At 35.9% G+C, this 26,512-nt stretch carries 32 protein-coding genes and 3 tRNA genes; 32 read left to right on the top strand and 3 right to left on the bottom strand.

Annotation, left to right across the window (positions count from 1 at the left end):
• Positions 1 to 207: 207 nt before the first annotated feature.
• The 16 genes from QVA17_RS05680 to dnaB all read left to right on the top strand — a co-directional run bounded on the left by QVA17_RS05680 (position 208) and on the right by dnaB (position 11,477).
• Positions 208 to 279, top strand: a tRNA-Asn gene (locus QVA17_RS05680).
• Positions 280 to 327: 48 nt separating this feature from the next.
• Positions 328 to 399 (top strand) — tRNA-Glu (locus QVA17_RS05675).
• A 26-nt stretch (positions 400 to 425) separates the two neighbouring features.
• Positions 426 to 496 (top strand) — tRNA-Cys (locus QVA17_RS05670).
• Positions 497 to 657: 161 nt separating this feature from the next.
• Positions 658 to 1,638, top strand: coding sequence for a hypothetical protein (locus QVA17_RS05665; RefSeq protein WP_287386998.1), 981 nt, complete (start codon positions 658 to 660; stop codon positions 1,636 to 1,638).
• A gap of 137 nt (positions 1,639 to 1,775) precedes the next feature.
• Entirely contained in the window at positions 1,776 to 2,693 is a 918-nt protein-coding gene (locus tag QVA17_RS05660) for a nucleotidyltransferase family protein (protein WP_027431016.1), read from the top strand.
• A 141-nt stretch (positions 2,694 to 2,834) separates the two neighbouring features.
• Positions 2,835 to 3,869, top strand: coding sequence for a hypothetical protein (locus QVA17_RS05655; RefSeq protein ID WP_287386997.1), 1,035 nt, complete (start codon positions 2,835 to 2,837; stop codon positions 3,867 to 3,869).
• Positions 3,870 to 4,015: 146 nt separating this feature from the next.
• On the top strand, positions 4,016 to 4,600 hold the full coding sequence (locus QVA17_RS05650; RefSeq protein WP_287386995.1) for a hypothetical protein: 585 nt from the start codon (positions 4,016 to 4,018) through the stop codon (positions 4,598 to 4,600).
• Positions 4,593 to 5,312 carry an NAD-dependent protein deacylase gene (locus QVA17_RS05645; protein WP_287386993.1) on the top strand — a complete coding sequence of 240 codons (720 nt, stop codon included), beginning with the start codon at positions 4,593 to 4,595 and terminating at the stop codon, positions 5,310 to 5,312. Before QVA17_RS05650 ends, QVA17_RS05645 begins: the two co-directional genes overlap by 8 nt.
• 20 nt (positions 5,313 to 5,332) lie before the next feature.
• Entirely contained in the window at positions 5,333 to 5,524 is a 192-nt protein-coding gene (locus tag QVA17_RS05640) for a DUF951 domain-containing protein (protein ID WP_103952276.1), read from the top strand.
• A 102-nt stretch (positions 5,525 to 5,626) separates the two neighbouring features.
• Positions 5,627 to 5,914: a 30S ribosomal protein S6 gene (rpsF, locus tag QVA17_RS05635; protein ID WP_027431011.1), complete on the top strand. Its 288-nt coding sequence runs from the start codon at positions 5,627 to 5,629 to the stop codon at positions 5,912 to 5,914.
• Positions 5,915 to 5,959: 45 nt separating this feature from the next.
• Positions 5,960 to 6,424: a single-stranded DNA-binding protein gene (locus tag QVA17_RS05630; protein ID WP_027431010.1), complete on the top strand. Its 465-nt coding sequence runs from the start codon at positions 5,960 to 5,962 to the stop codon at positions 6,422 to 6,424.
• Between the two features lie 18 nt (positions 6,425 to 6,442).
• Positions 6,443 to 6,706 carry a 30S ribosomal protein S18 gene (rpsR, locus tag QVA17_RS05625; RefSeq protein WP_027431009.1) on the top strand — a complete coding sequence of 88 codons (264 nt, stop codon included), beginning with the start codon at positions 6,443 to 6,445 and terminating at the stop codon, positions 6,704 to 6,706.
• 169 nt (positions 6,707 to 6,875) lie between these two features.
• Complete coding sequence (locus tag QVA17_RS05620; RefSeq protein WP_034245598.1) at positions 6,876 to 7,505, top strand: cytidylate kinase-like family protein; 630 nt, start codon at positions 6,876 to 6,878, stop codon at positions 7,503 to 7,505.
• A gap of 105 nt (positions 7,506 to 7,610) precedes the next feature.
• On the top strand, positions 7,611 to 9,665 hold the full coding sequence (locus tag QVA17_RS05615; protein WP_287386991.1) for a DHH family phosphoesterase: 2,055 nt from the start codon (positions 7,611 to 7,613) through the stop codon (positions 9,663 to 9,665).
• 2 nt (positions 9,666 to 9,667) lie between these two features.
• Entirely contained in the window at positions 9,668 to 10,114 is a 447-nt protein-coding gene (rplI, locus tag QVA17_RS05610) for a 50S ribosomal protein L9 (RefSeq protein WP_287386990.1), read from the top strand.
• Positions 10,115 to 10,139: 25 nt separating this feature from the next.
• Complete coding sequence (gene dnaB / locus QVA17_RS05605; protein WP_027431005.1) at positions 10,140 to 11,477, top strand: replicative DNA helicase; 1,338 nt, start codon at positions 10,140 to 10,142, stop codon at positions 11,475 to 11,477.
• 148 nt (positions 11,478 to 11,625) lie between these two features.
• Here the strand turns inward: dnaB and QVA17_RS05600 are convergent, their stop codons facing one another.
• Positions 11,626 to 11,796, bottom strand: a complete 171-nt coding sequence (locus tag QVA17_RS05600) for a DUF362 domain-containing protein (protein ID WP_287386988.1) — start codon at positions 11,794 to 11,796, stop codon at positions 11,626 to 11,628.
• Positions 11,797 to 12,123: 327 nt separating this feature from the next.
• Between QVA17_RS05600 and QVA17_RS05595 the strand changes: the two genes are divergently transcribed.
• On the top strand, positions 12,124 to 12,330 hold the full coding sequence (locus QVA17_RS05595) for a DUF1858 domain-containing protein (protein WP_027431003.1): 207 nt from the start codon (positions 12,124 to 12,126) through the stop codon (positions 12,328 to 12,330).
• A gap of 94 nt (positions 12,331 to 12,424) precedes the next feature.
• Here the strand turns inward: QVA17_RS05595 and QVA17_RS05590 are convergent, their stop codons facing one another.
• On the bottom strand, positions 12,425 to 13,354 hold the full coding sequence (locus QVA17_RS05590) for an adaptor protein MecA (RefSeq protein WP_287386987.1): 930 nt from the start codon (positions 13,352 to 13,354) through the stop codon (positions 12,425 to 12,427).
• A 304-nt stretch (positions 13,355 to 13,658) separates the two neighbouring features.
• On the opposite strand from QVA17_RS05590, the gene QVA17_RS05585 reads away from it, so the two are divergent.
• The 7 genes from QVA17_RS05585 to QVA17_RS05555 all read left to right on the top strand — a co-directional run bounded on the left by QVA17_RS05585 (position 13,659) and on the right by QVA17_RS05555 (position 20,366).
• On the top strand, positions 13,659 to 15,038 hold the full coding sequence (locus tag QVA17_RS05585; RefSeq protein WP_103952279.1) for a serine/threonine-protein kinase: 1,380 nt from the start codon (positions 13,659 to 13,661) through the stop codon (positions 15,036 to 15,038).
• 58 nt (positions 15,039 to 15,096) lie between these two features.
• Positions 15,097 to 15,714: a hypothetical protein gene (locus tag QVA17_RS05580; RefSeq protein WP_027431000.1), complete on the top strand. Its 618-nt coding sequence runs from the start codon at positions 15,097 to 15,099 to the stop codon at positions 15,712 to 15,714.
• A gap of 286 nt (positions 15,715 to 16,000) precedes the next feature.
• Positions 16,001 to 17,701 (top strand): glycosyl hydrolase family 18 protein, encoded by a 1,701-nt coding sequence (locus QVA17_RS05575; RefSeq protein ID WP_051195368.1) that lies wholly within the window; start codon positions 16,001 to 16,003, stop codon positions 17,699 to 17,701.
• 25 nt (positions 17,702 to 17,726) lie between these two features.
• Complete coding sequence (locus QVA17_RS05570; RefSeq protein ID WP_027430998.1) at positions 17,727 to 18,785, top strand: L-threonylcarbamoyladenylate synthase; 1,059 nt, start codon at positions 17,727 to 17,729, stop codon at positions 18,783 to 18,785.
• Positions 18,786 to 18,821: 36 nt separating this feature from the next.
• Positions 18,822 to 19,403 carry an arsenate reductase/protein-tyrosine-phosphatase family protein gene (locus QVA17_RS05565; RefSeq protein ID WP_242826354.1) on the top strand — a complete coding sequence of 194 codons (582 nt, stop codon included), beginning with the start codon at positions 18,822 to 18,824 and terminating at the stop codon, positions 19,401 to 19,403.
• A gap of 12 nt (positions 19,404 to 19,415) precedes the next feature.
• Positions 19,416 to 19,847, top strand: a complete 432-nt coding sequence (gene rpiB, locus QVA17_RS05560; RefSeq protein WP_287386984.1) for a ribose 5-phosphate isomerase B — start codon at positions 19,416 to 19,418, stop codon at positions 19,845 to 19,847.
• Positions 19,848 to 19,880: 33 nt separating this feature from the next.
• Entirely contained in the window at positions 19,881 to 20,366 is a 486-nt protein-coding gene (locus QVA17_RS05555) for a deoxycytidylate deaminase (RefSeq protein ID WP_287386983.1), read from the top strand.
• Between the two features lie 59 nt (positions 20,367 to 20,425).
• Here the strand turns inward: QVA17_RS05555 and QVA17_RS05550 are convergent, their stop codons facing one another.
• Positions 20,426 to 20,914 carry a DUF402 domain-containing protein gene (locus QVA17_RS05550; protein ID WP_034245594.1) on the bottom strand — a complete coding sequence of 163 codons (489 nt, stop codon included), beginning with the start codon at positions 20,912 to 20,914 and terminating at the stop codon, positions 20,426 to 20,428.
• Between the two features lie 175 nt (positions 20,915 to 21,089).
• On the opposite strand from QVA17_RS05550, the gene QVA17_RS05545 reads away from it, so the two are divergent.
• From QVA17_RS05545 to atpG, 8 genes are all read left to right on the top strand, one after another.
• Complete coding sequence (locus tag QVA17_RS05545; RefSeq protein WP_027430994.1) at positions 21,090 to 21,392, top strand: AtpZ/AtpI family protein; 303 nt, start codon at positions 21,090 to 21,092, stop codon at positions 21,390 to 21,392.
• A gap of 24 nt (positions 21,393 to 21,416) precedes the next feature.
• Positions 21,417 to 21,803, top strand: coding sequence for a hypothetical protein (locus tag QVA17_RS05540; protein ID WP_027430993.1), 387 nt, complete (start codon positions 21,417 to 21,419; stop codon positions 21,801 to 21,803).
• A 67-nt stretch (positions 21,804 to 21,870) separates the two neighbouring features.
• Entirely contained in the window at positions 21,871 to 22,545 is a 675-nt protein-coding gene (gene atpB, locus QVA17_RS05535) for a F0F1 ATP synthase subunit A (protein ID WP_051195372.1), read from the top strand.
• A gap of 46 nt (positions 22,546 to 22,591) precedes the next feature.
• Complete coding sequence (gene atpE / locus QVA17_RS05530; protein ID WP_027430991.1) at positions 22,592 to 22,846, top strand: ATP synthase F0 subunit C; 255 nt, start codon at positions 22,592 to 22,594, stop codon at positions 22,844 to 22,846.
• Positions 22,847 to 22,890: 44 nt separating this feature from the next.
• Positions 22,891 to 23,439, top strand: a complete 549-nt coding sequence (gene atpF / locus QVA17_RS05525; RefSeq protein ID WP_330361980.1) for a F0F1 ATP synthase subunit B — start codon at positions 22,891 to 22,893, stop codon at positions 23,437 to 23,439.
• A complete protein-coding gene (gene atpH, locus QVA17_RS05520; protein ID WP_027430989.1) occupies positions 23,427 to 23,975 on the top strand; it encodes an ATP synthase F1 subunit delta in 549 nt (182 codons plus the stop codon). The genes atpF and atpH overlap by 13 nt, the downstream gene beginning before the upstream one ends.
• 35 nt (positions 23,976 to 24,010) lie before the next feature.
• Positions 24,011 to 25,516, top strand: a complete 1,506-nt coding sequence (gene atpA, locus QVA17_RS05515) for a F0F1 ATP synthase subunit alpha (protein WP_027430988.1) — start codon at positions 24,011 to 24,013, stop codon at positions 25,514 to 25,516.
• A 55-nt stretch (positions 25,517 to 25,571) separates the two neighbouring features.
• A complete protein-coding gene (atpG, locus tag QVA17_RS05510) occupies positions 25,572 to 26,438 on the top strand; it encodes an ATP synthase F1 subunit gamma (RefSeq protein ID WP_287386981.1) in 867 nt (288 codons plus the stop codon).
• Positions 26,439 to 26,512: the final 74 nt, after the last annotated feature.

The following is a 26,512-nucleotide window of genomic DNA, read 5'->3' as shown; positions in this document are numbered from 1 at the left end:
AGGCAAAAGGTGGAAGCGTGGTGACATGTGGAGCTGATTTGTACTAATAGGTCGAGGGCTTAACCAAGTAAAGGTTAAGGTTTGGATAGAGAGTGAGAAATCACTGAACAAAACGAGGGTTATTCTTTAAGGATAATCAAACGGATGATATATTTAATGTGCAGTTTTGAAAGAGCAATCTTTCAGGCATTATCGATAAGATAATATTCCTCGATAGCTCAATGGTAGAGCACTCGGCTGTTAACCGAGTTGTTGTAGGTTCGAGCCCTACTCGGGGAGCTATAAGAATAAGTGGTTCTGACCATTGGTTCTTATCAAAACTAATAAGGCGCCATGGTCAAGCGGTTAAGACACCACCCTTTCACGGTGGTATCAGGGGTTCAAATCCCCTTGGCGTCACTTATTTGCATATGTTTGGTATGTTTGGCGACATAGCCAAGTGGTAAGGCGTGGGTCTGCAACACCCTGATCACCAGTTCGAATCTGGTTGTCGCCTCTGAGCTTTAATCATTTTGATTAAAGCTCTTTTTTTTTACCAATCTCTAAGTTAAAATCACCCCAATTATTTACTCAATTGACAAATCAATATAGTGCAATTTAGCTGCTATTGTGTTATAATACAAAAGATTTAGCAATAGTGAAATTATGGGGATTATTATGAAAAAGATAATAAAATTAACAGCTATAATGACAACACTAACTGCAACAATTTTTAGTCTTACAGCTTGCAATGGCAAGAAAGAAGCTACAATAGTTAGTGAAGAAGTAACAGAGGAAACAAAAGAACATGAAACAGTAGAAGCTAGTACTGCTGAGAAGTTTAGCTATACTGATCTAGTTATGGATAATATTAAATTGTTTATGACTGAGGATGAAGTTAAGAGTATTTTAGGCGAACCTGTTACTATAATCGATTCTTCTGAGATGGCTGAGAAGACTAATAAATCAGAAGGTACAACTAGTTCAGATAAATCGAGTTCTAGTGGATCGAGCAATTCAAGTAACAATAGTAATTCTGGTAGCTCTAATAATGCTAGCGGTTCTAGTAGTTCAAGTTCATCTGCTTCTAGTTCTACAGGATCAAGTTCAACTGATTCTAACTCAGATGCAGCAACTGATGAGTATTACGAGAAAGTTTATTCATATAATGAATTAACTTTGATTTTTATGAAGCTTGATGATGAGAATCATGCGGTTGAGAATCTTAGCGAAGAGGGTAACTACAAATTAACAGCTATTGCATCCTTAAGTGAAGAGAATACATTTTCAAGAGGACTTAAGGTAGGAGATAAGTTAGAAGATATCTTAGATAAGTATTATAGAGATCAGGATTATAAGAATAATTACTATACATTAGATGGTGATACAGTTCTTGGTAATTATTTATATGGTGATTCTACAATAGATACTTTAGAATCTGATTCTATTGAAGGCATTTTGGAATATGGAATCATAGATTATACAGGATATACATCTTTAGAAACAGCAGAAGAATACATGGTCACATTTACTTGCTTTGGAGATACTTATAAGAGTGAATATGCTGATATTGAGGACGATTTTGCTCAGTTGACATTCGATATGAATAACGATGGTGAAATCACAGCAATTAGATGGTATTATTATCCAGAAGAGTAGATGGAGAAAGAGTTTTAGGATTTATTAATGTGGTATTAATGAGGTAAATCATAAAATTTTAAGGATAAATTCAGAACAAGTCTGTAGGAATGTTGCTCTGTTTTTATATATAAGTTTTAATTTATGGAGGATGTGTTATGAAGTCGACAACACTTGTTATTATGGCGGCAGGAATGGGTAGCCGTTTTGGCGGAGGTATTAAGCAGTTAGAGCCAATGGGACCAAACGGAGAAATAATCATGGATTATTCTATCTATGACGCTATTGAGGCAGGTTTCAATAAAGTGGTTTTCGTTACTAGAAAGGATTTATTAGAGACATTTAAGGAAGTAATTGGTAACCGTATTGAGAAGGTTATTCCAGTTGAATATGTTTTCCAGGAAATCGAAGATGTACCTGCAGGTTTTACAGCACCAGCTGATAGAACAAAGCCTTGGGGAACAGGCCAGGCAATTTTAGCATGTAAGGGTACAGTTAAAGATCCATTTTTAGTAATTAATGCAGATGATTATTATGGAAAGACAGCATTTAAGCTTATCCATGACTATTTAGTTGCAGATCGTCCAGCTACAGGTAAGTATGACTTCTGTATGGCAGGATTTATTTTAGGTAATACATTATCAGATAACGGCGCTGTTACTCGTGGTATTTGCGTTGTAAATGATAAGGAGCAGTTAGTTGGTGTTGATGAAACAGGCGGAATCGTTAAGACAGCAACAGGTGCTCAGGCTGAGAAGAATGGTGCAATCGTTGATGTTGATCCACAGTCACACGTTTCAATGAATATGTGGGGATTCACAGCTGATTTCTTAGATGAACTTGAAGAAGGATTTAAGGATTTCTTATCAGGTCTTAAGGAAGGGGATATTAAGAGCGAATATTTACTTCCATCTATCGTTGATCAGTTAATCAAGTCTAATAAGGCTGATGTAGCTGTTCTTGAGACAAAGGACAAGTGGTTTGGTGTTACATATAAGGAAGACAAGCCAGTTGTAGTTGAGTCTATTAAGAAGTTAATTGAAGCTGGTGACTATCCAGAAAAGTTATATAACTAAAAAATTTGGCAGAGTGGAAATTTCCACTCTGCTTTTTAGGAAAAAAGTGTTATAGTAATAATATAAATAATACAATTAAATAGCTTTATGGCAAAATAAGACAAAAATTAGAGACAGAAATTTCTAGAAGGGGTGGAAATTATGAGAAAATTTGCAAGAGGAATTTTAGTTTTGTTGTTAGTTACAATCCTTGGAGGCGTGGGAAGCTATTTGTATGAGTACAATACAATTAAGGATATGTACAGGTCTGTGGCACAATTATACGTTGTTCCAGGAGAGGCTAACGAGGCAACATTACGTGCAGAAAATGGAGGACTTAAGGACGATTTTTCTATTGTTCTTAACAGTGACGTTGTTTTATCAGCTGCAAAGAATTTAGCTGGTACTTCTGAAAATCTTGAGAAGTATTTAACTGTTAATTCAGTGGCTAATTCAAATATTATTGAATTAGTTATTGTTAATCCAGATCAGAACACAGCTAAGACTTACGTTGATGCAATCGCTGCAACAGCAGTTAAGACAACTACAATTATTCCTGTAGAATCTATTCAGATTTTATCTGAAGGAACAAGCACAGGGGATAGCTTTAAGCCAAACTTAATGCTTAAGACTATAAGATTAACAGCACTTGTAGCTTTAGTTACATTTGCATTAGAAATGTTAGTATTATTCTTCTATTTAGCTTTCAGAAAGAGACCTGAAATCGAAGACGAATACTACGATTATGAAAGAGAATATGGTGCAAAGTCTAAGAAGAGTTCTAATAAGAGATTTGAAAATGATTATATTGCGCCAAATGTATCAAACGACGCAATCGTTGAATTTGACGAATATATTTCAAAGAGTAATAAAGAAAAAGAAGCAGCAGAAACAGAGGCTAAGGTTGAAGAGACTGTAGCAGAAACAGAGGCTAAGGTTGATGAGGCTGTAGTTGAAGCAGAGATTAAGACAGAAGAAGCTAAGACTGAAGAGGTTGAGATAGCTGAGAAGGCTGAGAAGGCTGAAGAGTCTGTGGTTGAAACTGCCAAGACAGAAACTAAAGAGGAGCCAAAGTTAGCAGAGGTTGCTGCTAATGAGGATGAGGTTGCTGAGAGTAAGGAAGTTGAAACTAAGACAGAAGAGAAAGTGGAGGTAAAGAAGAAAAAGCTAAAGATTTTTGGCAGAGTTAAGAAGTAGAGGCTTTTAAGAGGCTAAAGCTTGATGAGATAAAGTTTTTTAGAGGCTTAAGGTTGCTAAAAATAAGAGACCAGGTAGGGAAAATTGAATATTTAGTATGTAGAAACGTTTATTGATGATTTAGGCTAGAGTAAGGGGACAAGAGTATGTTTAGTGTAAATATTGATAAGTTAATCGACGTATCTTCAGCTGAGATGGATACTTACAAGGATTTGGCAGAAAATGTTGTGAAGGAATTAAATGGAGAGAAAACATTTTCAGTTGTAACTGGAGGAATGGGAGCCTTCAAACTTGCGTATTGTGTACATCTTATGGGAAAGAAAGTGCTCTTTATAGATGCAGATATTTCTAGTGACGTATTTGTGGGAAAATACAAGCTAGGAAAGAATATAGCTGGGGTTATGGATTTTTTAAGAGACGTGGATAAGGCAGGCAATATTGTTTGCCATACTAACAAAGAAGGTTTCGATATCATTTTCACAGGAAATATTGATGGGGATTCCTTAAACACTGATAATGAGATGATCATGAAGGGTTTAATTGATTCTTATAGCAAGGTTTATGATTTAGTGCTTGTGGATTCGGATATCAGTGGAACCGCAGCAAAGTACAGTAGTGCTGCGGTGCTTATGGTGGATGAGAATCAATTTAGTGAGGATGAGGCCGAGGACTATACAGAGAAATTAGAGGCTTTAGGCTGTAATATTTTAGGAGTGATTTTAAATGAGTAATATTGATGAGTTCTTAAATTTAGTTAAGGACAGCGACAACATAGTTTTCTTTGGCGGAGCGGGAGTTTCGACTGAAAGTGGAATTCCGGACTTCCGTGGGGCAGATGGCCTTTATATGAGCAAATATAACGGCTTATCGCCAGAAGAAATTATTAGTCATTCATTTTACTTAAGACACCCAGATGTCTTTTATGAATTTTATAGAGAGAAAATGTTGTTTCCAGAGGCAAAGCCAAGCACAACACATTTAGCTTTGGCAAAGCTTGAAAAAATGGGAAAACTAAAGGGTGTTATTACACAAAATATTGATGGACTTCATCAGATGGCGGGCAGTAAAAATGTAGTGGAGCTTCACGGTTCTGTGCATAGAAATTACTGTACGAAATGTCACAAGTTTTACGATATGGAATACATTTTCAAAAGTAAGGATATTCCGAAGTGTAGCTGTGGCGGGGTGATAAAGCCTGACGTGGTACTTTATGAGGAAGGCCTTAATGAGGATGATATTTACAAGGCTGTGGATTTAATAAGAAATGCAGATGTTCTTATAATAGGAGGAACTTCTCTTGGAGTTTATCCGGCAGCGGGTTTTGTAAATGAATATAGGGGTAACAAGATGGTTTTAATTAATAAATCAAAGACTCCTTATGATTCCAAGGCGGATTTACTAATTAATGATGCCTTAGGTGAGGTATTTAAACACTTATTATAATTTTTTAAAGAGGTGCTCTAATGGAGGCAATTTTAAAATTAGAGACTAATGATATTGTTGAAATGAAAAAGCAACATCCTTGTGGTTCTAAGGATTGGAAGGTAATTAAAACGGGAGCGGAAATCAAATTGTCTTGCTTAGGATGCGGACATGAGATTGAAATTAAGAGGTCTGTTTTGCAAAAGAGTGTAAAAAAAATTAAAAGGGCTTGATTTAAATTTCTCCTTATGATATTATCTTTATCTGTGATATATTTTTATCCTTGTTCCTTCGCAGTAGAAGGGACCTAAAGACCAAAAGGAGGTGCGACGTAGATGAATAAGTATGAGTTAGCATTAGTTGTAAGCGCGAACGTCGAAGAGGAAGTAAGAACAGCTACTATCGAGAAGGTTACAGAGTTAATCACTCGTTTCGGTGGTACAATTACTGATCCAGGTACTAGCGAGAAGAAGAAGCTTGCATACGAAATTCAGCATATGAACGAAGGTTTCTATTCATTCATTAAGTTCGAAGCAGAAGCTTCTGCTCCAGCTGAAATCGAAAACAGACTTCGTATTGTTGAAAACGTACTCAGATTCTTAATCGTTAAGGATGGCGAGTAATTAACGACGTTTATTATTGCTTATAACCTTGTAGAGGAGGCAATTATGAACAAAGTAATTTTAATGGGCAGATTGACTAGAGATCCAGATGTTAGATATTCTAACGGTGATAGTTCAAGTGCGCATGCGAGATATACATTAGCAGTAGACAGAAGAAGATCTAGAAATAATAGTGATGATCAACCAACAGCAGACTTTATTCAGTGTGTAACATTTGGTAAGTCAGCTGAGTTCGCTGAGAAGTATTTACATCAGGGAACTAAGATAGTTGTAACTGGAAGAATCCAGACAGGTAGCTATACTAATAAAGATGGTCAGAAAGTTTATACTACTGATGTAATTGTAGAAGAACAAGAATTTGCGGAAAGCAAGTCAGCAGCCGCTTCTAATGGTGCAGACTATTCAGGAGCAGCTTATACACCATCAAGACAGCAGCCTAGTCAGGAAGCTGGAGACGGATTTATGAATATCCCAGATGGCGTTGAGGATGAGGGCTTGCCTTTCAACTAAGATAGGAGGTAGCTTACCATGCCAGAGAAGAAGGCTGAGAGATCTGAAGGTCAGATGAGAAGAAGACCTATGCGTAGAAGAAAGAAAGTTTGTGCTTTTTGTGCTGACGCTAATAAGGTATTAGATTATAAGGATGTAGCTCTTTTAAGAAAGTATATTTCTGAAAGAGGAAAGATCCTTCCTAGAAGAATTACAGGTAACTGTGCAAAGCATCAGAGAGCTTTAACAGTAGCTGTTAAGAGAGCAAGACACGTAGCTCTTTTACCATACACTGTAGAATAATTTGTGATTTATCACTTAAATTTAACAACCACCGAGTATTCGGTGGTTGTTTTTTTTTATTGCCAAACTATTAATGTTATAAATAATGACAGAATTTATTTTAGTGATATAATATATTTAAAGAGATGTGTGAGTCTAGAATATAATATGTATTTTAGGAGGTAACAGGATGGAAAAGAGAGTTGTGATTACTATTGGCAGAAAGTTTGGTAGTGGCGGACATGTAGTTGGGGAACTACTTGCAACAGCGCTACAGATTCCTTACTACAATAATGAACTTATTAATCTAGCTGCAAAAAGGGGTGAGCTAGATAAGAAGGATATGGAAAAATTTGATGAGAAGAAGTCAAATCCATTTTTATTTGAAGGAAATTTTGCTGGAAATCAGTATGCTCCTAAGGGTGAGCCAATGGAGGATGTTCTTTTTAAGCTTCAAAGTGATGTTATAAAGAATATTGCTAATAAATCGGATGCAGTAATTATTGGTAGATGTGCGGATTTTGTACTAGAGGAAAAGGATGGATATTTGCCAGAAATTAATGTATTAAGTGTATTTATTGATGCGCCTATGGAGCAGAGAATTGAAAGAGTTAAATCATATTTTGACTTTGATGATGACCAGGCTAGCAAGCTTATAAAGAAGAGAGATAAGCAAAGAAGAGCTTACTATGAATCTCACACTAAGCGTAAATGGGCTAGTAAAGAGAGCTATGAATACTTCTTTGATTCAAGTGAAATGTCAATTAATGATATAGCAAGAGAAGTAAAAAATATATATGACAAGATGAAAAAAGAATAGCATATATGTTATAATGGTGAGGATAATATGGTGGGCATAGACATATGTTTAAGCTTGCTAAATTTTGGACTTGGGCATAGAGATAATCTATGTATGGTGATATAAATGTTTAACAAAAAGAAGATGTCGTTAAATCCGACAGGACAATTGAATAGTTTATTTATATGGCCAACTGTACTATTAATCATCTTAGCAGTGGTTAATATTGGTATATATTTTATATCTAGCCAGGCAGGAATTATTGTAAGCATTTTCCTAGTAATTTATCTTGTGGTATGCGGAATAATGCTTCTTTACTTACGTCCAAGAATTGCCCATGACTTAATTGAGTTTGCCTCAAATTATTCTCAGGTACAGAGATTACTTTTTAACAAGTTGAGTATTCCTTATGCTTTACTTGATAATAATGGACAAGTTTTATGGCTTAATGAAGAGATGCAGTTGTGCCTTAATAAAAGTAAGGATTTTAATAAGAATATATCTAGCGTTATACCTGAAATTAAGTATAACATTTTCCCAGAAATTGGAGAATCGACAGATGTTCCAGTGGTGTTAAATGAGAGAAATTACAGGGTTGAGTTACACAGAATTAGCGCAGATAAGATTGTGGAAGGGACTAACATTTTAGAGAGAAATTATAATGCTAGTCTGATTGCTATGTACATGTTTGATGAGACTGATATTAACATGTATATTCAGAAATTAAGAGATGAAAGATTCGTAGTTGGTTTGGTTTACATCGATAACTACGAGGATGCTCTTGAGGCAATTGATGATGTTAGAAGATCTCTTTTTATTGGACTTATTGATAAGAGAGTTAATAAGTATTTTTCTCCGGGAGCTGCTATTGTTAGAAAGATGGAGAAGGATAAGTATTTAGTGGTATTTAGATATAAGTATCTAGAGAAGCTATTAGCGGATAAGTTCAGCATTTTAGAGGATATTAAGGGTGTTAAGATTGGTAATGAAATGACACTTACATTATCAATTGGTGTTGGTACAGGCGCATCTGATTACTCTAAGAATTTTGATATGGCAAAGGCTGCAATGGATCTTGCTCTTGGTAGAGGTGGGGATCAGGCCGTCGTTAAGGATAATGAGAAGATTCACTACTTTGGCGGTAAGAGTCAGCAGATGGAAAAGAACGCTAGAGTTAAGGTTAGAGTTATGGCACATGCCTTAAGACAGATTTTAGAGACTAATGAGAGAGTCTTGGTTATGGGTCATACAATTCCAGATATTGATGCATTTGGCTCAGCACTTGGTATCTACATAATTGCTAAGAAGATGGGCAAGGACGCTCATATTGTTTATGGCGAGGTTACAAGTTCAGTTAGACCTTTCATTAACAGATTTAAGAACAACGACGATTATCCAGCAGATATGTTCCTTACAAAGGATGAGGCGCCGGATTATGTAAATTCTAATACAGTAGTTGTGGTAGTTGATGTTAACAGACCTCAAAGAACTGAGTGTCCGGAACTTTTAACTAAGTGTAAGACAATTATTAACTTTGATCATCATAGAAGAACTAACGACACTATTACTGGTGCGGTTCTTTCATACATTGACCCATATGCTTCTTCAGCATGTGAAATGATTGCAGAAATGATTCAATACGTGGATGATAGCATTAAATTAAAGGCCTTTGAGGCGGATGCTATGTATGCAGGTATTAATATTGATACGGACGGATTTAATAACAAGTCCGGCCCAAGAACCTTTGAGGCAGCAGCTTTCTTACGTAGAAATGGTGCAGATGTAACAAGAGTTCGTAAAATGTTACGTAATGATATGGATGAATACAAGGCAGTGGCAGAGGCTGTTAGTAGGTCAGAAGTATATAAAGATGCATTTGCTATTACAGTATTTAATGGTGATGGACTTGAAAGTCCTACAATTGGTGGCGCTAAGGCTGCTAATGATTTATTAGATATTAATGGTATTAAAGGTTCTTTTGTTATTACACCTTATGAAGGAAAGATTTTCATTTCAGCTCGTTCTATTGATGAAATCAACGTTCAGCTTGTTATGGAAAAGCTAGGCGGTGGCGGTCACATGAGCGTGGCAGGTGCTCAGCTTGAAAATGTAACAACAGACGAAGCGGTTGAAATGATTAAGCAGACTCTAGATAGTATGATAGAAGAAGGAGAAGTGTAGACATGGAAGTAATACTTTTAGAAGACGTTAAGACATTAGGAAAAAAGGGACAGATTGTAAAGATTAATGACGGTTATGCAAGAAATTTTGTATTACCTAAAAAGCTTGGTATAGAAGCTACAGCACAGAATTTAAATGACTTAAAGCTTGCTAATAAGAGAGCTGAGAAGGAAGCTGCTGAAGAATTAGCAGCTGCTAAGGAGTTAGCAAAGAAAGTAGAAGAGTCAACAGTTACAGTTTCAATGAAGACAGGTGAAGGCGGAAAGACATTTGGCACAATCTCAACTAAGGAAGTTGCAGAGGCAGCTAAAAAACAGCTTGGTCTTGAAATTGACAAGAAGAAAATGAAACTCGATGAGCCTATTAAGACATTGGGAAGTCATATTATTACAGTTAAGCTTCACAAGGATGTTAGCGCAAAACTTACAGTGAAGGTTGTTGAAAAGTAGAAATTATAGTAAAGAGGATTAGATAATGGATGAGGCAATAGTTACTAGGCAAATGCCTAGCAGTATTGAGGCGGAGGCTTCTGTTGTTGGATCTATGATGCTTGATAGACAAGCGATTTTAACGGCTAGTGAGCAATTAACTCAAGAAGATTTTTATTATGGTAATTATGGAATTATGTTCCAGACCATAGTTGATATGAATAATGAAGGAAAACCAGTTGATATCGTAACTCTACAGGAGCGCCTTAAGGAAAAGGATGCCCCACCTCAGGTTTACGATTTGGATTTCATTCGTAATTTAATTGCATCGGTACCAACATCGGCTAATATTAGACACTATGCAGGTATCGTAAAGGACAAGGCCCTACTTAGAAGTGTAATTAGAACAACAGAGGGCATTGCCAATGACTGTTATGCAGGAAATGACAAGACTGAAGACATTTTAGCAGAAACAGAAAAAAGAATATTCGACTTAGTTAAGAATAAGGGGGATCACGAGTACACAAGCATTGATAAGGTTGTACTTGAGGCCCTTGATAGAATTTCAGAGGCGGCTAAGAATAGAGGTAGCGTAACTGGTGTGCCTACAGGTTTTAAGGATTTGGATAGATACTTATCAGGTATGCAACCATCAGATTTTATCTTGGTTGCGGCGAGACCTTCTATGGGTAAGACTGCCTTTGTATTAAATGTAGCAGAGCACGTGGCAATTAAAGAGGGCGTTACAACAGCAATCTTTTCTTTGGAAATGTCGGATGTGCAGTTGGTAAACAGAATGTTATCTCTTGAATCTACAGTTGATGCGGATAAGATTAGACGAGGAAATCTAGATTCCGGAGATTGGGGTAAGTTAATTGAAGGTGCTGATAGCATTGCAAAGTCACACTTAATCATTGATGATACTCCTAATATTTCAATTTCAGAATTGCGTTCAAAATGTAGAAAATATAAGTTAGAGCACAATCTTGGACTTATTATTATCGATTACCTTCAGTTAATGAGTGGTAATGGTAAGACTGAATCAAGACAGCAGGAAATTTCAGATATTTCTAGATCATTAAAGGCTCTTGCCAGAGAATTAAATGTACCAGTTGTTACACTTTCTCAGTTATCAAGAGCGGTAGAACAAAGACCAGACCATAGACCGATGCTTTCGGATTTGAGAGAATCTGGTGCCATCGAGCAGGATGCCGATGTTGTTATGTTCCTTTATAGAGATGATTACTACAACAAGGATACTGAATTCCCTGGTGTAGCTGAAATTATTATTGCTAAGCAGCGTAACGGTCCTATTGGTACTGTTAAGATGGCTTGGTTACCAGAGCAGACAAGATTTGCAGATTTGCTTAAAGATGAGCGTTAGAATGCTTGATTGAAAATGAGCAATGAAACGACCCAAAAGACAAAATAAAAGAATGAAAAAGATAAAAAAGACCCGAGCATAGCTCGGGTCTTTACTTTAATACGTATTAGATAAATATTAAAGATGCATCCAAAACTCTTAGTAAAAACTACTGTGGGTTAGGAGCACCAACAGGACAGACACCTGCACAAGCGCCACACTCGATGCAAAGATCTGCGTTGATTTCGTAGTGGTTAGCACCTTCGCTAATAGCCTCTACTGGACATCCTGCAGCACAAGCGCCGCAACTAATACAATCATCATTAATTACATATGCCATGTTAAAATACCTCCTTAAAAAGATACTTTATTATACGATAAAAATTATCAAAAATCAAGCAAACCCGCATAGTTACTCAATTTAACACATGAATAAGTCTTCATATGTTAACTTATTGAACTAAAAGATTGCATAAATACTGGCTTAGAAAACAATACAACTATATAACAAACTATAGTAAGAATATACTAACTGTACAAATAATTTTAAGCATTTCCTTTAGATTTCTTTAAGATTTACTAGCTTGACAAGGAGAATTAAGCTAGTTAATATAAAAACTGTTTAGATACATTTTCAAAATCAGAAAAAGAAAGGTAAAGATAGATTATGAAGAGAATTACTAAGGATACAAGAATCGGCGACGCAATTCAGATGGAACCAGGAATTATTCCTATTTTACTTGGTGCAGGTATGCACTGTATAGGTTGCCCATCTTCAATCGGTGAGACAATTGAGGAAGCAGCAGAAGTTCACGGCCTTGATTGTGATGATTTAATGGAAGAGATTCGTACATATTTAGCATCACTTTGTTAAGCTTAATGCAAAATAAAAAGAGTAGTAAGAATTATTAGCTTTGCAGGTTAATTTCTTACTACTCTTATTTTATTGTTTTATTAAATTGTAGATCTTAAATTGTTGTTAAAATCTGAACGGCGTGTTTCTTGATTAAAACCTCCTGATGTTCCTTGAAGTAATCTACAGTGGAAACATCCATTGTTTCTTTCTTGCCGTATTCAGAAAGGATATTGCATATTTTATTAAAGTTTACAGAGGATGTGTTCTTTCTTGTAATTGCAAGATAATAGTGATTATCCTTTGTGTCCTTAAAGAAAGTACTATCGTCTGAATATATTGGGTTAATTATTAGGGCTGCATCTGTGGCATCATCAAGAGTGTTAAAAGAGAATACTCTTACAACAACTGGTGGTGTTAAAGTAGAAACATCTGCTGTATTGTCCTTAATAATTGAGTCTTTATTGTCTTTATTATCCTTAGCGGATTTATTAGTTCCATTAGCATTAGATATTGACTGACTAAGAGGAACAAAGCTATCACTGTTAGGTGAAATCTTCTTCTTGTTAAGGTAATCTTTAACCTGGCTAAAGATGTTCATTAAATCATTGCCTAAATCTTGGATCTCACTATCAAGATTTTCAACGGAATCTAACTCATCTGAAAGCTTACCAGGAACTATATCTTCGTCCTCGTCATCATCTGAATCGTCATCGAAGTCATTATAATCATAGTCTTCAAAATCCTCTGATTCATCGCTGTCTGAGAATCTTGAAAATCTAGTATCTAATTCCTCAGGATTATCAACCTTAGTTATAATCAAAACTATGCATTCAGCTGAAACAGGAATAGCCTCAATCATAAGAGGTAAATCTTCTGCTTCAAAACCTAGTTCATAGTTAGCTTGTCTCATCATATCACGAAAGAGTTCTCTCGCTTTTTCACTTCCATAAGCTAATTCACTAATTTTTAATTGTCTTGATGCAAGGTCTGATTTGTTAAGTGTGCATCTAATTTGGTTATCATTAATCTTCTCTATTTTCATATGGCACCTCACATTCTTAAACACCCATATAGATGTTAGATTAAACGTTAGTGTAAATTAAAAATTTAGCTAACAATATTTTTCATTCTTATATTGTTATCGGCAAAATAAAAAAATGCTTTATCCTTATGTTAATAATACTCATTTTTATTTGTTATGTAAAGGATTTGGAGCTCATGTGGGAATTAAATTTTGCTTTTGAAAATAAAAAAAGTATAAATCTGCGATTGACAAATAAATATATTTCTAGTAATATACCCAAGGATGTTACTCGTACTTCACCACTAAAGGGAGGTAATGCCTTATAGAAGATAGTAAGTATGAGCTAATATGCGAGCTTGCAAGAACTAAGCAATCTAGAGTATGTATAATAAGACATAAGAATTTTGATTGTTTACGAATTGCGAAATTTATTTCTAAGACCAATGGAGATGGAGATAACATTTTCACAAAGGTCAATCTAATTAAGAATCTTAGACATCCTAATATTCCAAGAATAATTGATATTGAAGAAGATGACAACGAAATAGTTATTATTAAAGAATATGTTGAGGCGATGACTTTATCGAAATTTTTAGATGAGAAAAGTTTAAGGGATAAAGAAATTGCTAAGATAATGATTAATTTGTGCAATATACTGGAATATATGCATGACACAGCAAATCTTCTTCACATGGATCTTAAACCAGATAATATAATGATTGATAATAATGACGAACTTTGGTTGATAGATCTTGGAAGTGTTGTAAGCAAGAATATTGAAACGAAGGTGAATACGGGTAGTCCAACTTTTGCAGCACCAGAGCAATATTTAGATGAAACAGCAACTATCCAGTCGGATATTTATGGCCTAGGACAGGTCCTAGCCTATATGTGTCAGAAAAAACAAACAAAAGATGACAGGTTTAAGGAAATAATTAAAAAAGCGACAAAGCACGAAAAAAGTCAAAGATACAAAAGTGTAGCAAACTTAAAAAGGGCTTTAACTGCCATATTAGAGGAATTAGAGGTTACGAAGGAAACGTCCAAAATAATTTTTGTCAGGGGAATGAGACCAGGCATCGGAGTGACGCACATTTGCTTAAGTCTAGCTAAGTGGATGGGGCAGTTTACAAGGGTGAGTCTTATTGACCAATCAACTAATAACCACCTAAGAACGGAAGGCCTAAAGGGTGTTCTTAGCAAAGATGGTTCTCTAGAGCTTGAAGGCTTTAATGTAATTCCAAATTATAACAATTTCATAGAGGTTAATGATGACGCAAGGGTAAAGATTGTGGATTTTAGCGGCAGAAGCGAGAACTACATCAGTCAAAAACGTAAGGAACTAACAGGGTTTGAGGACGTCACTTTGATTGAGTGTTTAGTGCTTAGCGGAGGTCCGGCTCTTTTTGAAGAAATTTTATCTCTAAAAAATGTGCCAGAGGAGACGCTAGTTTTCATGAATCTACTTAGTGCCAAAGACTTTTATGAGTGCATACGATTAATGGATAGGAGGGAAATTTATCGAATTCCTTGTATCTATAATTATAAAGAGGATTATAAAATTTTAGATGAGACTCTTGCAGGCTTTAGGGAGGAGCATTTTAATGAATTTTATTGGAAAGGTAGGAAGAAAATTTTTAAGGGCAGCAGCCTTTATGAATTTTTAAAAACTAATTTTGATAAGTTTAAAAAGAAATTCTAAGAAAAGAAAAATTGAATTTATGAGACATTTTAAATCTAATAAGAAGAGATTAGGAAAAATGAGTATAGGACTTTTAGGTCTATCAAGAGCCGTGGGTACAACTCACTTAGCCTTTGCCCTAGCTAATTATTTAAGAAATGGGCTGGGCTTAAAGGTAGCTCTTATAAGCTTTAATAATGAAAATGATTACGAAGGCCTAAAGGATTACGCTAATACTTATACTAGTAACAAATTATTTGATTTAAGAGATAAGTCTTATAAGGAATTAAGGAGATTTCAAGGAATTAATTTTAACGGAATTCATTACTATGCATGCAATAACAATGCCTATTTAGGTGAAATAGTAAATTCTTATGACTGCGCAATTTTGGATATTAGTGTAAATGATAAGAATTATAGAGAGGCACTGAAGTTTTACTTTAGCTGCGAGAAAAGATTTTTATTAGGCTCTCTTAGTCCCTATAAATTAAGGGAAGTGACAGAAAGGATCAGACGAATCAGACTTAGAGATGAGGAGGAAGATTTGACTATGTTAACAAGAGATTATAATAAGAAGAGAAAGGCTAAACTTACAAAGGAGTTTGGCGTAAATGTTCAGATTATCCCAGAGATTTTTGATATGGAGATAATTGATGGAAAGAATTTAATCTGGCTAGACGGTCTAATTTATTCATAAAAATATATCACAAATAATAAGAAGAAAATTAGAAACAAGGAAAGCAATTTCGTCGTTTAACAACTAATGAAAAATTTTAGAAATACGACAAAGCAAAAAATCAAAATAACATTTTCAAATATATACATAGTCCCTCTGCGTATATATTAAAGAAAGCCACTGACTAGGGCACCTTAATAGATGTTTGCTAATAATGCATATAGGTGTATAATGGTCGGTGGCTTTTTTAAGTCTCTAGTGTTACAATAAAAAGCATGTTCATTAATAAAAATTTTTGGAGAGTGTTATGAATAAAAGGAATTCAATTATGAAAAAGAAGAAGCTTTTAGTGACAGCAGTAATTGCCTTAGTTTGCATTATTGCTCTAGGGGTGTGCGTTTATATATATAAGTATGCGCCAACTAGTAAGAAGATGAGTGCATATGATTATTTTGATATGCAGGAAGGGTCAGAGGAATTACTTGTAATTCTTGATGGCGAGAAATATACAAATCAGGGGGTTTACATTGATGGAAATCTCTATGTTAGACAGGATTTAGTTGAGAGCGATATTAATTTAAGATTCTATTATGATAAGGAAACAAGCTGTGTTATTTATTCTGATACACATCATATGTATTCCTTTAAGGAGAATTCTAACGAATATACTGACGAAGAGGGCAATGCTTATACAAGTGATGTGACAGTTTTAGTTAAGGAAGGCGATACACTTTATCTTAATTGGGATTATGTTGCAAGCCACACAGATTTAGATTATGTAATTGCTAGTGACCCTAATAGACTTGTGATTACTACAAGTTATGATGAAGAAACTTGCGTAGATGCTAAGTCTAAGATTAGCGTTAGATATAGAGGTGGCGTTAAGAGCGAAGTGGTTGAAAGCGTTTCAAAGGGAACTCGCCTTGTGGTTACTAAGGAATTAGAGGATTGGCTTGAAGTAGTTACACCAACAGGCGTTAAGGGTTACGTTAGAACTAAGGATGTAACTGATAAATACAGCAATGTTAGAAGCACAAGCTATGAAGATGACAAGACTACAATTAGTTTTGATACAGATATTAATTTAACTTGGTTCCAGGTGGAGGGAACTGCAGGTAATAGTAACATTTCTAACCTATTAGCTTCTGCAACTGGTGTAAATGTATTGTCCCCAACTTGGTATTCAATTTCCGGATCAGATGGTTCCTTATCCTTTGATGGAACTAGCGATTTAGTAACAAGTATGCACAGTAAAGGCATCAAAGTTTGGGCCTTAGTGGATGACTTTGATACAAGCGTGGATTTTGAGACTTTATTTAAGAGTAAGGCTGCAAGAACTAAGATGATTAATACATTAATTTCAGGAGCAAGTACTTATGGCTTTGATGGAATTAATCTTGATTTTGAAAATGTAAACACAAACTATTCAAGAGATTTCTTGGAGTTTTTAAGAGAATTATCCGTTGAATGTGAAAAGGCTAATCTGGTTTTATCTACTGATAATTATAAGCCAGAAAGCTATAATTCATGTTATAGATTAAAGGAGCAGTCATCTTTTGTAGATTATGTTATACTTATGGCCTACGATGAGCACTATGCTGGCTCAGAGGCAGGCTCTGTTGCTTCGCTTCCATTTGTAACTGAAGCAATTAACGAGGTTTTAGAAGATGTTGATAATAGTCAGCTTATCGTTGGCGTTCCATTTTTCACAAGAATCTGGAAGACTACAAATGGCACAACAACAAGCTCTGCTGTAGGTATGCAGGCAGCAATAAGCAAAATGACAAGCGATGGTTATTCTGCATTCTGGAATGATGAGGTTTCACAGTATGTGGTTAGCTACGAAAAAGATGGTTCAACAATTGATATTTGGTTTGAAGAGGCTTTATCTATAGAGGCTAAGATGAAGGTTATTGATGAGGCAGACGTTGCCGGCGTTGCAAGCTGGAAGCTTGGACTTGAGACAAGCGATATTTGGACTGTAATAAATAAATATCTTAATAATTAGATATAGATAAAAGTAAGGAGACGTCATGGAAACAAGGATAAGAGTGGTTTCTGGAGATGAGAAGAAAGATAATTTAATATACGAAGAGGCAAAGGAAATTCTAAATAACGGTGGTTTAGTAGCATTTCCAACAGAGACAGTTTATGGTTTAGGGGGAGATGCCCTTGATGCAAATGCATCAAAGAAGATTTACGCAGCAAAGGGCCGACCATCTGATAACCCATTAATAGTACATATTGCTGATTTGGATGCACTTTATAAGTTATCAGTTGAGGTTCCAGAGAAGGCACTAGCTCTTGCCAAGAAATTTTGGCCAGGTCCAATGACAATGATTTTGAAAAAATCGGACATAGTTCCAAGCGCAACAACTGGTGGACTTGAAACAGTGGCAATTAGAATGCCAAGTCACAAGGTTGCCAACAGACTTATAGCTCAGTCAGGAGTTTATATAGCAGCACCATCTGCCAATACATCAGGAAAGCCAAGTCCTACAAGAGCTGAGCATGTTATTAATGATTTATCTGGAAAAATTGATATGATAATTCAGGATGACACAGTAGATATTGGACTTGAATCTTCAATTATTGATTTAAGTGAAGAGATTCCTACAATTCTTAGACCAGGTTATATTACAAAGAAGGATTTCGAGGAAGTAATTGGCGAGGTTAGAATTGACCCAGCAATCGTTGGTGAGGTTAAGCCTGGAGTTAAGCCAAAGGCACCTGGAATGAAATATAAGCACTATGCACCTAATGCAGAAATTACTATAGTTGAAGGCGATACAAAAAAAGTTGTAGACTATATTAATGAAGAAATAAAAAAGGCAGATGAGCTTGGTAAAAAGACAGCCGTTATGGCAACAGATGAGACAAAGTCTTGTTATGGTCATGAACATGTCTATGTTCTTGGCAGCAGAGAAGACGAACTAAGTATTGCAAAGAACCTATATAAGGTTTTAAGAGATTTTGATAAAGATGGAATTGAGGTAGTTTATTCAGAAAGCTTTGATTCAGCGGATGTAGGACAGGCTATTATGAATAGATTAATTAAGGCAGCAGGACATAAACTTGTTAAAGTTGATTAGAGGATGACGATTTGTTAGAATTGGGGGTGGCTAGTTTTGAGCGCATACAAGAAAGTAATTTTTGTTTGTTCAGAGAATACCAGTAGAAGTCCCATGGCAGCAACAATTTTGGCTAATTTAATGCCGGACTTAAAGGTTGAATCTCGAGGCATGGTAGTTTTATTTTCTGAACCATATAATCCTAAGGCAGTTGCAGTAGCAGCTAAGCACGAAGTAATTATTCCTAATAATTCTTCAGAGGAGATTAATGCAAAGGATTTTGGAAATGATACTTTAGTTTTAACAATGAATTCTGCCATGAAGCAGAAGATCTATGATACATTTGATGAAGCGATAAATGTTTATACATTATCGGAGTATGCTGGTTTTCCAGACAAAGAAATTATTAATCCTTACGGCAAGGGGATGGATGAGTACAATTTATGTTTTGAGCAAATATATGAGCTTGTAGACATAATCGCTAAGGATTTAATTGATAAAGATAGCAACTCAGATGAGGAAGAATCAGTAGAAGAGGATTCTTCTTTAGATGATGCTAATAAAGATGACACATTAAAAACGCCCGTAATTAATGGTAACAACAAAAGACAAGGTAAAGGACAAATTAATAACAATTAAAGGAGTTTTGGTATGAAATTAGCAATTGGATGCGATCACGGCGCAATCGAATTAAAGGAACAGTTAGTAGCACATTTAGAAAAGAAGGGCTACGAAGTAATCGATAAGGGTACTTATACAAAGGATTCTTGTGATTATCCAGTTTATGCAAAGCAGGTTTGCGAATCAGTTTTATCTTCAGAAGCTGAACTTGGTATCTTACTTTGCGGTACAGGTATTGGTATGAGCATTGCAGCAAACAAGGTAAAGGGCATCAGAGCTGCATTATGTAGTGACTGCTTCTCAGCTCAGGCTACAAGAGAGCACAACAACGCTAACGTATTATGTATGGGTGCAAGAGTACTTGGACCAGAATTAGCATTTAGAATCGCAGATACATTTTTAGAAAGCAAATTCTCTAATGATGAAAGACACATTAGAAGAATTAGCATGTTAGAAGACTAGAAATTTAGACTATATAAAGGGAGGTGTAACTATATGAGTCAGAAGAGAACTGACTATATTTCATGGGATGAATATTTTATGGGAGTGGCTAAGCTATCGGCCTTTAGATCAAAGGACCCTAACACTCAGGTGGGAGCTTGTATAGTAAGTCAGGACAATAAGATTTTATCTATGGGATATAACGGATTACCAATTGGTTGTTCAGATGATGAATTTCCATGGTGCAGAGAGGGCGACCCTCTTGAGAACAAGTATCTTTACACAACACATAGTGAGTTAAATGCAATTCTTAACTATCGCGGTGGAAGTTTAGATGGTTCTAAGATATATGTTACACTTTTTCCGTGTAATGAATGTGCAAAGGCAATTATTCAATCTGGCATAAAGGCAGTGGTTTACGACTGCGACAAGTATGCAGATACAGCTTCTGTTATAGCATCAAAGAGAATGCTAAAGGCAGCAGGTGTTGAAATCGTTAAGTATCACGAAAGTCAGAGAGAGATTACATTTACATTATAATCATAATAATAAAAGGCTTTAGTATCCTAGAATTTCTAGAGATATTAAAGCCTTTGTTTTTAAATTACTTTTATGTTAGCCTCGAAACGCTCAATAAATTTTACATATTCCTTAAAGCTGCCGCTATATATTGAAAGCAGTAGATTGTTTAGTCTATTCAGGGATGCTACTAAATAGTCCTTAGAAATTATGTCGCTTTTGAAAGCATCTGCTAATTCGTCTAAATCAACTACGCGATAATTACCGTCTTCATTAACAATAACATCTGCGATTAAATCAGTAAAAATGAACTTATCTTCTTCTTTATTATATTCTGTGTCGATTATATCCACATATATATAGGTAAGAGAATTATCATCTCTATAGAACTTGCTGACCTTAATGCCTTCGTTCATTACATAATAAGATATACCATGTGAGAATTCTTTCTTGGGCTTAAGCGTATTCCATACGGTTACGATTCTATCTGCATCCTGGTAAACAATAACATCATCTTTAAGCTCTACGCATTCCATAGGAACAAGTCTTTTTCTATAAAGTGTTGCCAATTTAATCACCTCCCCATGTATGTGATATAAATTATATATTAAACAAATTATAACAATAATGTATGCAAAATTCAAATGAATAATTGAATTAAATTTGATACAAAATTAACAAAATGTAGACATTTTCTTGATTAAATGGTAAAATATTGTTATCTGTTTTGAAGGGATATACGGTATGGAGAACAAAGGTAAGGCATTAAGAAATATAGTGCTAGTATCCCAGATAAGTATTTGTGTGATGGTGCCACTTTTCGTGTGCGTCGCGCTGGGTGTTTGGCTAGATGGAAAATTTAACACGAATCTCTTTTCCCTAGTATTAACGATACTAGGTATAGCGGCAGGAGGAAGGAACGCTTATGCTCTCGTTAAAGCAACGATAGTGCAAGAAGAAGCTAAGCGGAAAAGAGATGAAGAAGCGCTTATTCAGGAGAAGTTGGATAATTACAACCGTGAACACAAGAATGAACGTGACGAATAAACAAATTGTAAGGATGGTAGATAGATGCTAGAAAGAATCAAGCAAGTTAATGAAAGCCTACCAGGAATGATTTTGGTAGAAGGATTATATTTTGTAATCGGTGCAATCATCATCTTAATAGCAGTTCCAGATAACAAAGGATATTGTGTTTCTGGGCTTTCTTTTGGCGTGTTCTATGCTATTTTTTCATCCATTCATATGAGTTTTGTAATCCGTAAAGTAGTTTACGGCAACGAACAGGGCTCTAAATCTTATATCTTGGGTTATCTTATTAGGTTACTGGTAATGATAGCTGTTTTTTTGCTACTCTTTTTATTACACGCAGGTAACCCAGTTTGTGCCATTATTGGCATGTTTTCAATGAAAGTAGCGGCTTATATTGAGCCGTTTACTCATAAATTACTATCTTAAAGAAAAGGAAGGTGAGAAGGTGGGCGCTTTAAGTTTAAACACATCAGTAGCTGGTGATTCAAGCTTTATGATCCAGACGTTTTACACTTTTAAGCTAGGCGGTGTAGAACTAGGTATTGATTCAACTCACGTAGCTATGTTGATTGTGTCAGTCTTCATCATCATTATGGCAATTATTGCTAGAGTGAAGATCAACAAAGTTAATGCCACGGACACACCGGGAACATTCCAGAATATTGTCGAAATGATAGTAGATATGTTAGGCGGAATGGTTGATGGAATCATGGGCAGCAATGCTTACAGATTCAAGAATTACATTTCTGCGTTATTTATCTTTATTATCATATCAAATATTTCGGGAATTTTCGGTCTGAGACCGCCTACAGCGGACTACGGCGTAACATTATGCCTTGGTCTTATAACTTTCGTCTTAGTACAGTTCAATGGTATTAAGAAGAATAAGTTAGGACATTTTGGCGCATTGTTCCAGCCAATTTGGTTCTTATTCCCAATCAATTTAATTGGTGAATTTGCAGTTCCGTTGTCATTATCATTACGTCTATTTGGTAACGTAATGTCGGGTACAGTACTTATGGGCTTAATCTATGATTTACTTGGTCCATTCACAGTAGCTTACCCATCAATACTCCATGCATATTTTGATATCTTCTCAGGATGCATTCAGGCGTATGTATTTAGTATGTTAACTATGGTTTATGTTAACGACAAGATTGCCGATTAAGGCAAAAACCTAAAAACAAATTTTTAATTTAATGGAGGAATTCAACATGAATATTTCAGGACAGGAATTTATTAATGCTATGTCAGCAATTGGTGCAGGTATCGCAATGATCGCCGGTGTTGGACCTGGTGTAGGTCAGGGTATTGCCGCAGGTCACGGTGCTTCAGCAGTAGGTCGTAACCCAGGTGCTCAGTCACAGATTCAGTCAACTATGTTACTTGGTCAGGCCGTTGCCGAAACAACAGGTCTTTACGGTTTCGCCGTAGCTATTATCTTAATGTTCGTTAAGCCTTTTAAGTAAGATTAAGACATATCGAAGTAAGATAATAGAAAGGAGGCCAACAAGTGAATTTGTTAGGAAATACAGCAATTGTCCTTGAAGGACGATTATTTGGCTTGGATGCACAGCTCCTTTTTGATGCTGCAATAACATTAATTAATGTCTTCATCCTATTTATATTACTTTCATATATCCTTTTTAATCCAGTACGTAACATGTTAAAGAAGCGTCAGGATAAGATCACAAGTGATATTGAAGGTGCTGCTAAGGATAAAGAAGATGCCCTTGCTATGAAGCAGGAATACGAGGCTAAGCTTAAGGCTGCTAGTAAAGAAGCAGAAAGCATTTTAAGTGATGCTAGAAAGACTGGCGAGCATAATAAGCAGAGACTTATTGACGAGGGTAAAGAAGAAGCAGCTAGAATTATTGCGCAGGCTAATAAAGAAGCAGAGCTTGAAAAGCAGAAAGTTGCTGATGAAGTTAAGCAGCAGATCGTTGTTGTTGCTGCAGCAATGGCTTCTAAGTTAGTTTCTAAGTCAATTAATGAAAGCGACAGTAATGCTCTTATTGAAGAGACTTTAAACGAAATGGGTGATAAAACATGGCTAAGCTAGTAGAAACAACCTACGGTGATGCTTTGTTTGAATTAGCTGTTTCTGAATCTAGTATGGATAGTTTATACGAGGAGGCAGTAGCTGTAATCGATAGCTTTAAGGCTAATCCAGATTTAGAAAAGCTTCTCGCACACCCAAAGGTTGAAAAAGAAGAGAAAGAAACAGTTATTAAGAATGTTTTTGAAAAATTTGTCTCAAAGGACATGACAGGTTTATTAACTCTCATGGTTTCTAAGGACAGACAAGGAAACATTGTTGATACATTGGAGTACTTTGTTGAAAAGGTACTTGAATATAAGAAGATCGGCATTGCTTATGTAACTACTGCTAGCGAGCTTACAGATGCTCAGAAGAAGGCAGTAGAAGCTAAGCTTCTTGCTACAACAGACTATAAAGAATTCAAGATTAACTATGCAATTGATGAAAGTCTTATTGCTGGTATGATTATTAGAATTAAGGATAGAGTTGTAGATAGTAGCATAAAAACTAAACTCGCCAATATGGCTAATGAACTTAGTGGTATTCAGTTAGCTTAGTTTTAAAATAAACTTTAAGAAAGGGTTTCTAAACAATGAATTTAAGACCGGAAGAAATCAGTTCAGTTATAAAAGAACAGATTAAAAGATATTCTACCGAACTTGAAGTATCAGATGTTGGTACAGTAATTCAGGTTGCGGATGGTATCGCCCGTGTTCACGGATTAGAGAAGGCCATGCAAGGTGAACTTCTTGAATTCCCTGGCGAAGTATACGGTATGGTATTAAACCTTGAAGAGGATAACGTAGGTGCCGTATTACTTGGTTCAAACAAGAACATTAACGAAGGTGATACAGTAAAGACAACTGGCCGAGTTGTTGAGGTTCCAGTTGGTGATGCATTGACAGGAAGAGTTGTTAACGCCCTTGGCCAGCCTATCGATGGCAAGGGACCTTTAAACACAACTAAGTTCCGTCAGATTGAAAGAGTTGCCTCAGGTGTTATCACAAGAAAGTCAGTTGATACACCACTCCAGACAGGTATTAAGGCTATTGATGCAATGGTACCAATTGGTAGAGGACAGAGAGAATTAATTATCGGTGACCGTCAGACAGGTAAGACAGCCATCGCAATTGATACAATTATTAATCAGAAGGGCCAGGGCGTACATTGTATTTATGTAGCTATTGGTCAGAAGGCTTCAACAGTTGCCACAATCGTAAAGACACTTGAAGAATATGGTGCTATGGCATATACAACTGTAGTTGCAGCTACTGCTTCAGAGCTTGCTCCATTACAGTATATCGCTCCTTACTCAGGTTGTGCTATTGGTGAAGAGTGGATGGAAAACGGTGAAGATGTATTAGTAGTATACGATGATTTAAGTAAGCATGCTGCTGCATACCGTACATTATCACTTCTTTTAAAGAGAGCTCCAGGTCGTGAAGCTTACCCTGGTGATGTATTCTATTTACATTCAAGATTATTAGAGAGAGCAGCAAGAATGTCAGAGGAATATGGTGGAGGTTCTTTAACAGCGCTTCCTATCATTGAAACTCAGGCAGGCGATGTTTCAGCATATATCCCAACTAACGTAATTTCTATCACAGATGGTCAGATCTATCTTGAGACAGAAATGTTTAACTCAGGTTTCAGACCAGCTATTAATGCCGGTTTATCTGTATCTCGAGTTGGTGGTGCTGCTCAGATTAAGGCTATTAAGAAGATTTCTGCTCCTATCAGAACTGAGTTAGCTCAGTTTAGAGAGTTAGCTTCATTTGCTCAGTTTGGTTCAGACTTAGATGCTGATACAAGAGAGAAGTTAGCACAGGGTGAAAGAATCAGAGAAATGCTTAAGCAGCCTCAGTATAAGCCAATGCCAGTTGAATATCAGGTAATTATTATCTTTGCTGTAACAAGAAAGTATGTACTTGATATCCCAACAGAAAAGATTGGCGATTTTGAAACAGGTTTATTTGACTTCATCAATACAAAGTATCCTACAATTCCAGAGCAGATTAAGTCTACTAAGGAATTATCAGAGGAGAACGAAAAAGCACTTGTTAATGCTATTGAAGAGTTCAAGAAGAGTTTTAAGTAATTAGTAAAATGTAGTCGCTACATTTACTAGCTTTTAGGAAACGGAGGTAAATTTTATGGCCTCAATGAGAGACATAAAAAGACGTAGAGACAGTATACAAAGCACTGGTCAGATTACCAAAGCTATGAAGCTCGTTTCCACTGTTAAGTTACAGAGAGCTAAGGGTAAGGCTGAATCAACAAAGCCATACTCAGATCTTATGTATGAAACTGTTAGTAACATTTTAGCTAAGTCAGGAAATATCAATCATAGATATTTAGTGGCTGGCGAATCTACTAAGAAGGCAGTTATTACAATAACAGGTAACAGAGGATTAGCGGGTGGTTATAACTCGAACATTGATAAACTCATAATCAATAGTGGTTTTAACAAGGATGATGTAGATATTATTGCTATCGGTACTAAGGGAAGAGATTTCCTTAAGAGAAAAGGTTACAACATTGCAAAGGATTATTCTGATGTAATCAACGAACCTCTCTACACTGATGCAAAGGAAATCTGCGACGAATTACTTGAAAGATTTGCTGCAGGTGAAATCGGTGAGATTTATCTTGCCTATACATCATTTAAGAACACAGTAGTGCATATTCCAAAGCTTATTAAGTTATTACCAGTATCAACTGAGGACTTAAAGTCTGAGGAAAGTGATAAGAAGGTAGATACAACTCCAATGAGCTACGAGCCAGAGGAAGATGAAGCACTTGATATGATCATACCAAAGTATGTATGCTCACTTATCTATGGTGCCTTAATTGAATCTGTTGCCAGTGAAAATGGTGCTCGTATGCAGGCTATGGATAATGCTACAAGTAACGCTGAGGATCTCATTTCCAAGTTATCTCTTCAGTACAACAGAGCTCGTCAGGGCGCTATTACTCAGGAGATTACAGAGATTATCGGCGGTGCAAATGCTACTGGCTAATTAAGAGTGCTTAATTAAGTTATACTGTTAGATTTAAAATAAATCTTTTATTTAACTAATAATGGAGGTTAGTA

It is taken from the genome of Lachnospira sp., assembly GCF_016290755.1.
GTDB lineage: Bacteria > Bacillota > Clostridia > Lachnospirales > Lachnospiraceae > Lachnospira > Lachnospira multipara.
This window is presented reverse-complemented; position numbering and strand designations above follow the sequence as displayed.

What these genes read in the sequence shown, in the direction of transcription:
- QVA17_RS05665 (WP_287386998.1), top strand. Translation starts at nt 658, where the DNA reads ATGAAAAAGATAATAAAATTAACAGCTATAATGACAACACTAACTGCA.
- QVA17_RS05660 (WP_027431016.1), top strand. Translation starts at nt 1,776, where the DNA reads ATGAAGTCGACAACACTTGTTATTATGGCGGCAGGAATGGGTAGCCGT.
- QVA17_RS05655 (WP_287386997.1), top strand. Translation starts at nt 2,835, where the DNA reads ATGAGAAAATTTGCAAGAGGAATTTTAGTTTTGTTGTTAGTTACAATC.
- QVA17_RS05650 (WP_287386995.1), top strand. Translation starts at nt 4,016, where the DNA reads ATGTTTAGTGTAAATATTGATAAGTTAATCGACGTATCTTCAGCTGAG.
- QVA17_RS05645 (WP_287386993.1), top strand. Translation starts at nt 4,593, where the DNA reads ATGAGTAATATTGATGAGTTCTTAAATTTAGTTAAGGACAGCGACAAC.
- QVA17_RS05640 (WP_103952276.1), top strand. Translation starts at nt 5,333, where the DNA reads ATGGAGGCAATTTTAAAATTAGAGACTAATGATATTGTTGAAATGAAA.
- rpsF (WP_027431011.1), top strand. Translation starts at nt 5,627, where the DNA reads ATGAATAAGTATGAGTTAGCATTAGTTGTAAGCGCGAACGTCGAAGAG.
- QVA17_RS05630 (WP_027431010.1), top strand. Translation starts at nt 5,960, where the DNA reads ATGAACAAAGTAATTTTAATGGGCAGATTGACTAGAGATCCAGATGTT.
- rpsR (WP_027431009.1), top strand. Translation starts at nt 6,443, where the DNA reads ATGCCAGAGAAGAAGGCTGAGAGATCTGAAGGTCAGATGAGAAGAAGA.
- QVA17_RS05620 (WP_034245598.1), top strand. Translation starts at nt 6,876, where the DNA reads ATGGAAAAGAGAGTTGTGATTACTATTGGCAGAAAGTTTGGTAGTGGC.
- QVA17_RS05615 (WP_287386991.1), top strand. Translation starts at nt 7,611, where the DNA reads ATGTTTAACAAAAAGAAGATGTCGTTAAATCCGACAGGACAATTGAAT.
- rplI (WP_287386990.1), top strand. Translation starts at nt 9,668, where the DNA reads ATGGAAGTAATACTTTTAGAAGACGTTAAGACATTAGGAAAAAAGGGA.
- dnaB (WP_027431005.1), top strand. Translation starts at nt 10,140, where the DNA reads ATGGATGAGGCAATAGTTACTAGGCAAATGCCTAGCAGTATTGAGGCG.
- QVA17_RS05600 (WP_287386988.1), bottom strand. Translation starts at nt 11,796, where the DNA reads ATGGCATATGTAATTAATGATGATTGTATTAGTTGCGGCGCTTGTGCT.
- QVA17_RS05595 (WP_027431003.1), top strand. Translation starts at nt 12,124, where the DNA reads ATGAAGAGAATTACTAAGGATACAAGAATCGGCGACGCAATTCAGATG.
- QVA17_RS05590 (WP_287386987.1), bottom strand. Translation starts at nt 13,354, where the DNA reads ATGAAAATAGAGAAGATTAATGATAACCAAATTAGATGCACACTTAAC.
- QVA17_RS05580 (WP_027431000.1), top strand. Translation starts at nt 15,097, where the DNA reads ATGAGTATAGGACTTTTAGGTCTATCAAGAGCCGTGGGTACAACTCAC.
- QVA17_RS05575 (WP_051195368.1), top strand. Translation starts at nt 16,001, where the DNA reads ATGAATAAAAGGAATTCAATTATGAAAAAGAAGAAGCTTTTAGTGACA.
- QVA17_RS05570 (WP_027430998.1), top strand. Translation starts at nt 17,727, where the DNA reads ATGGAAACAAGGATAAGAGTGGTTTCTGGAGATGAGAAGAAAGATAAT.
- rpiB (WP_287386984.1), top strand. Translation starts at nt 19,416, where the DNA reads ATGAAATTAGCAATTGGATGCGATCACGGCGCAATCGAATTAAAGGAA.
- QVA17_RS05555 (WP_287386983.1), top strand. Translation starts at nt 19,881, where the DNA reads ATGAGTCAGAAGAGAACTGACTATATTTCATGGGATGAATATTTTATG.
- QVA17_RS05545 (WP_027430994.1), top strand. Translation starts at nt 21,090, where the DNA reads ATGGAGAACAAAGGTAAGGCATTAAGAAATATAGTGCTAGTATCCCAG.
- QVA17_RS05540 (WP_027430993.1), top strand. Translation starts at nt 21,417, where the DNA reads ATGCTAGAAAGAATCAAGCAAGTTAATGAAAGCCTACCAGGAATGATT.
- atpB (WP_051195372.1), top strand. Translation starts at nt 21,871, where the DNA reads ATGATCCAGACGTTTTACACTTTTAAGCTAGGCGGTGTAGAACTAGGT.
- atpE (WP_027430991.1), top strand. Translation starts at nt 22,592, where the DNA reads ATGAATATTTCAGGACAGGAATTTATTAATGCTATGTCAGCAATTGGT.
- atpH (WP_027430989.1), top strand. Translation starts at nt 23,427, where the DNA reads ATGGCTAAGCTAGTAGAAACAACCTACGGTGATGCTTTGTTTGAATTA.
- atpA (WP_027430988.1), top strand. Translation starts at nt 24,011, where the DNA reads ATGAATTTAAGACCGGAAGAAATCAGTTCAGTTATAAAAGAACAGATT.
- atpG (WP_287386981.1), top strand. Translation starts at nt 25,572, where the DNA reads ATGGCCTCAATGAGAGACATAAAAAGACGTAGAGACAGTATACAAAGC.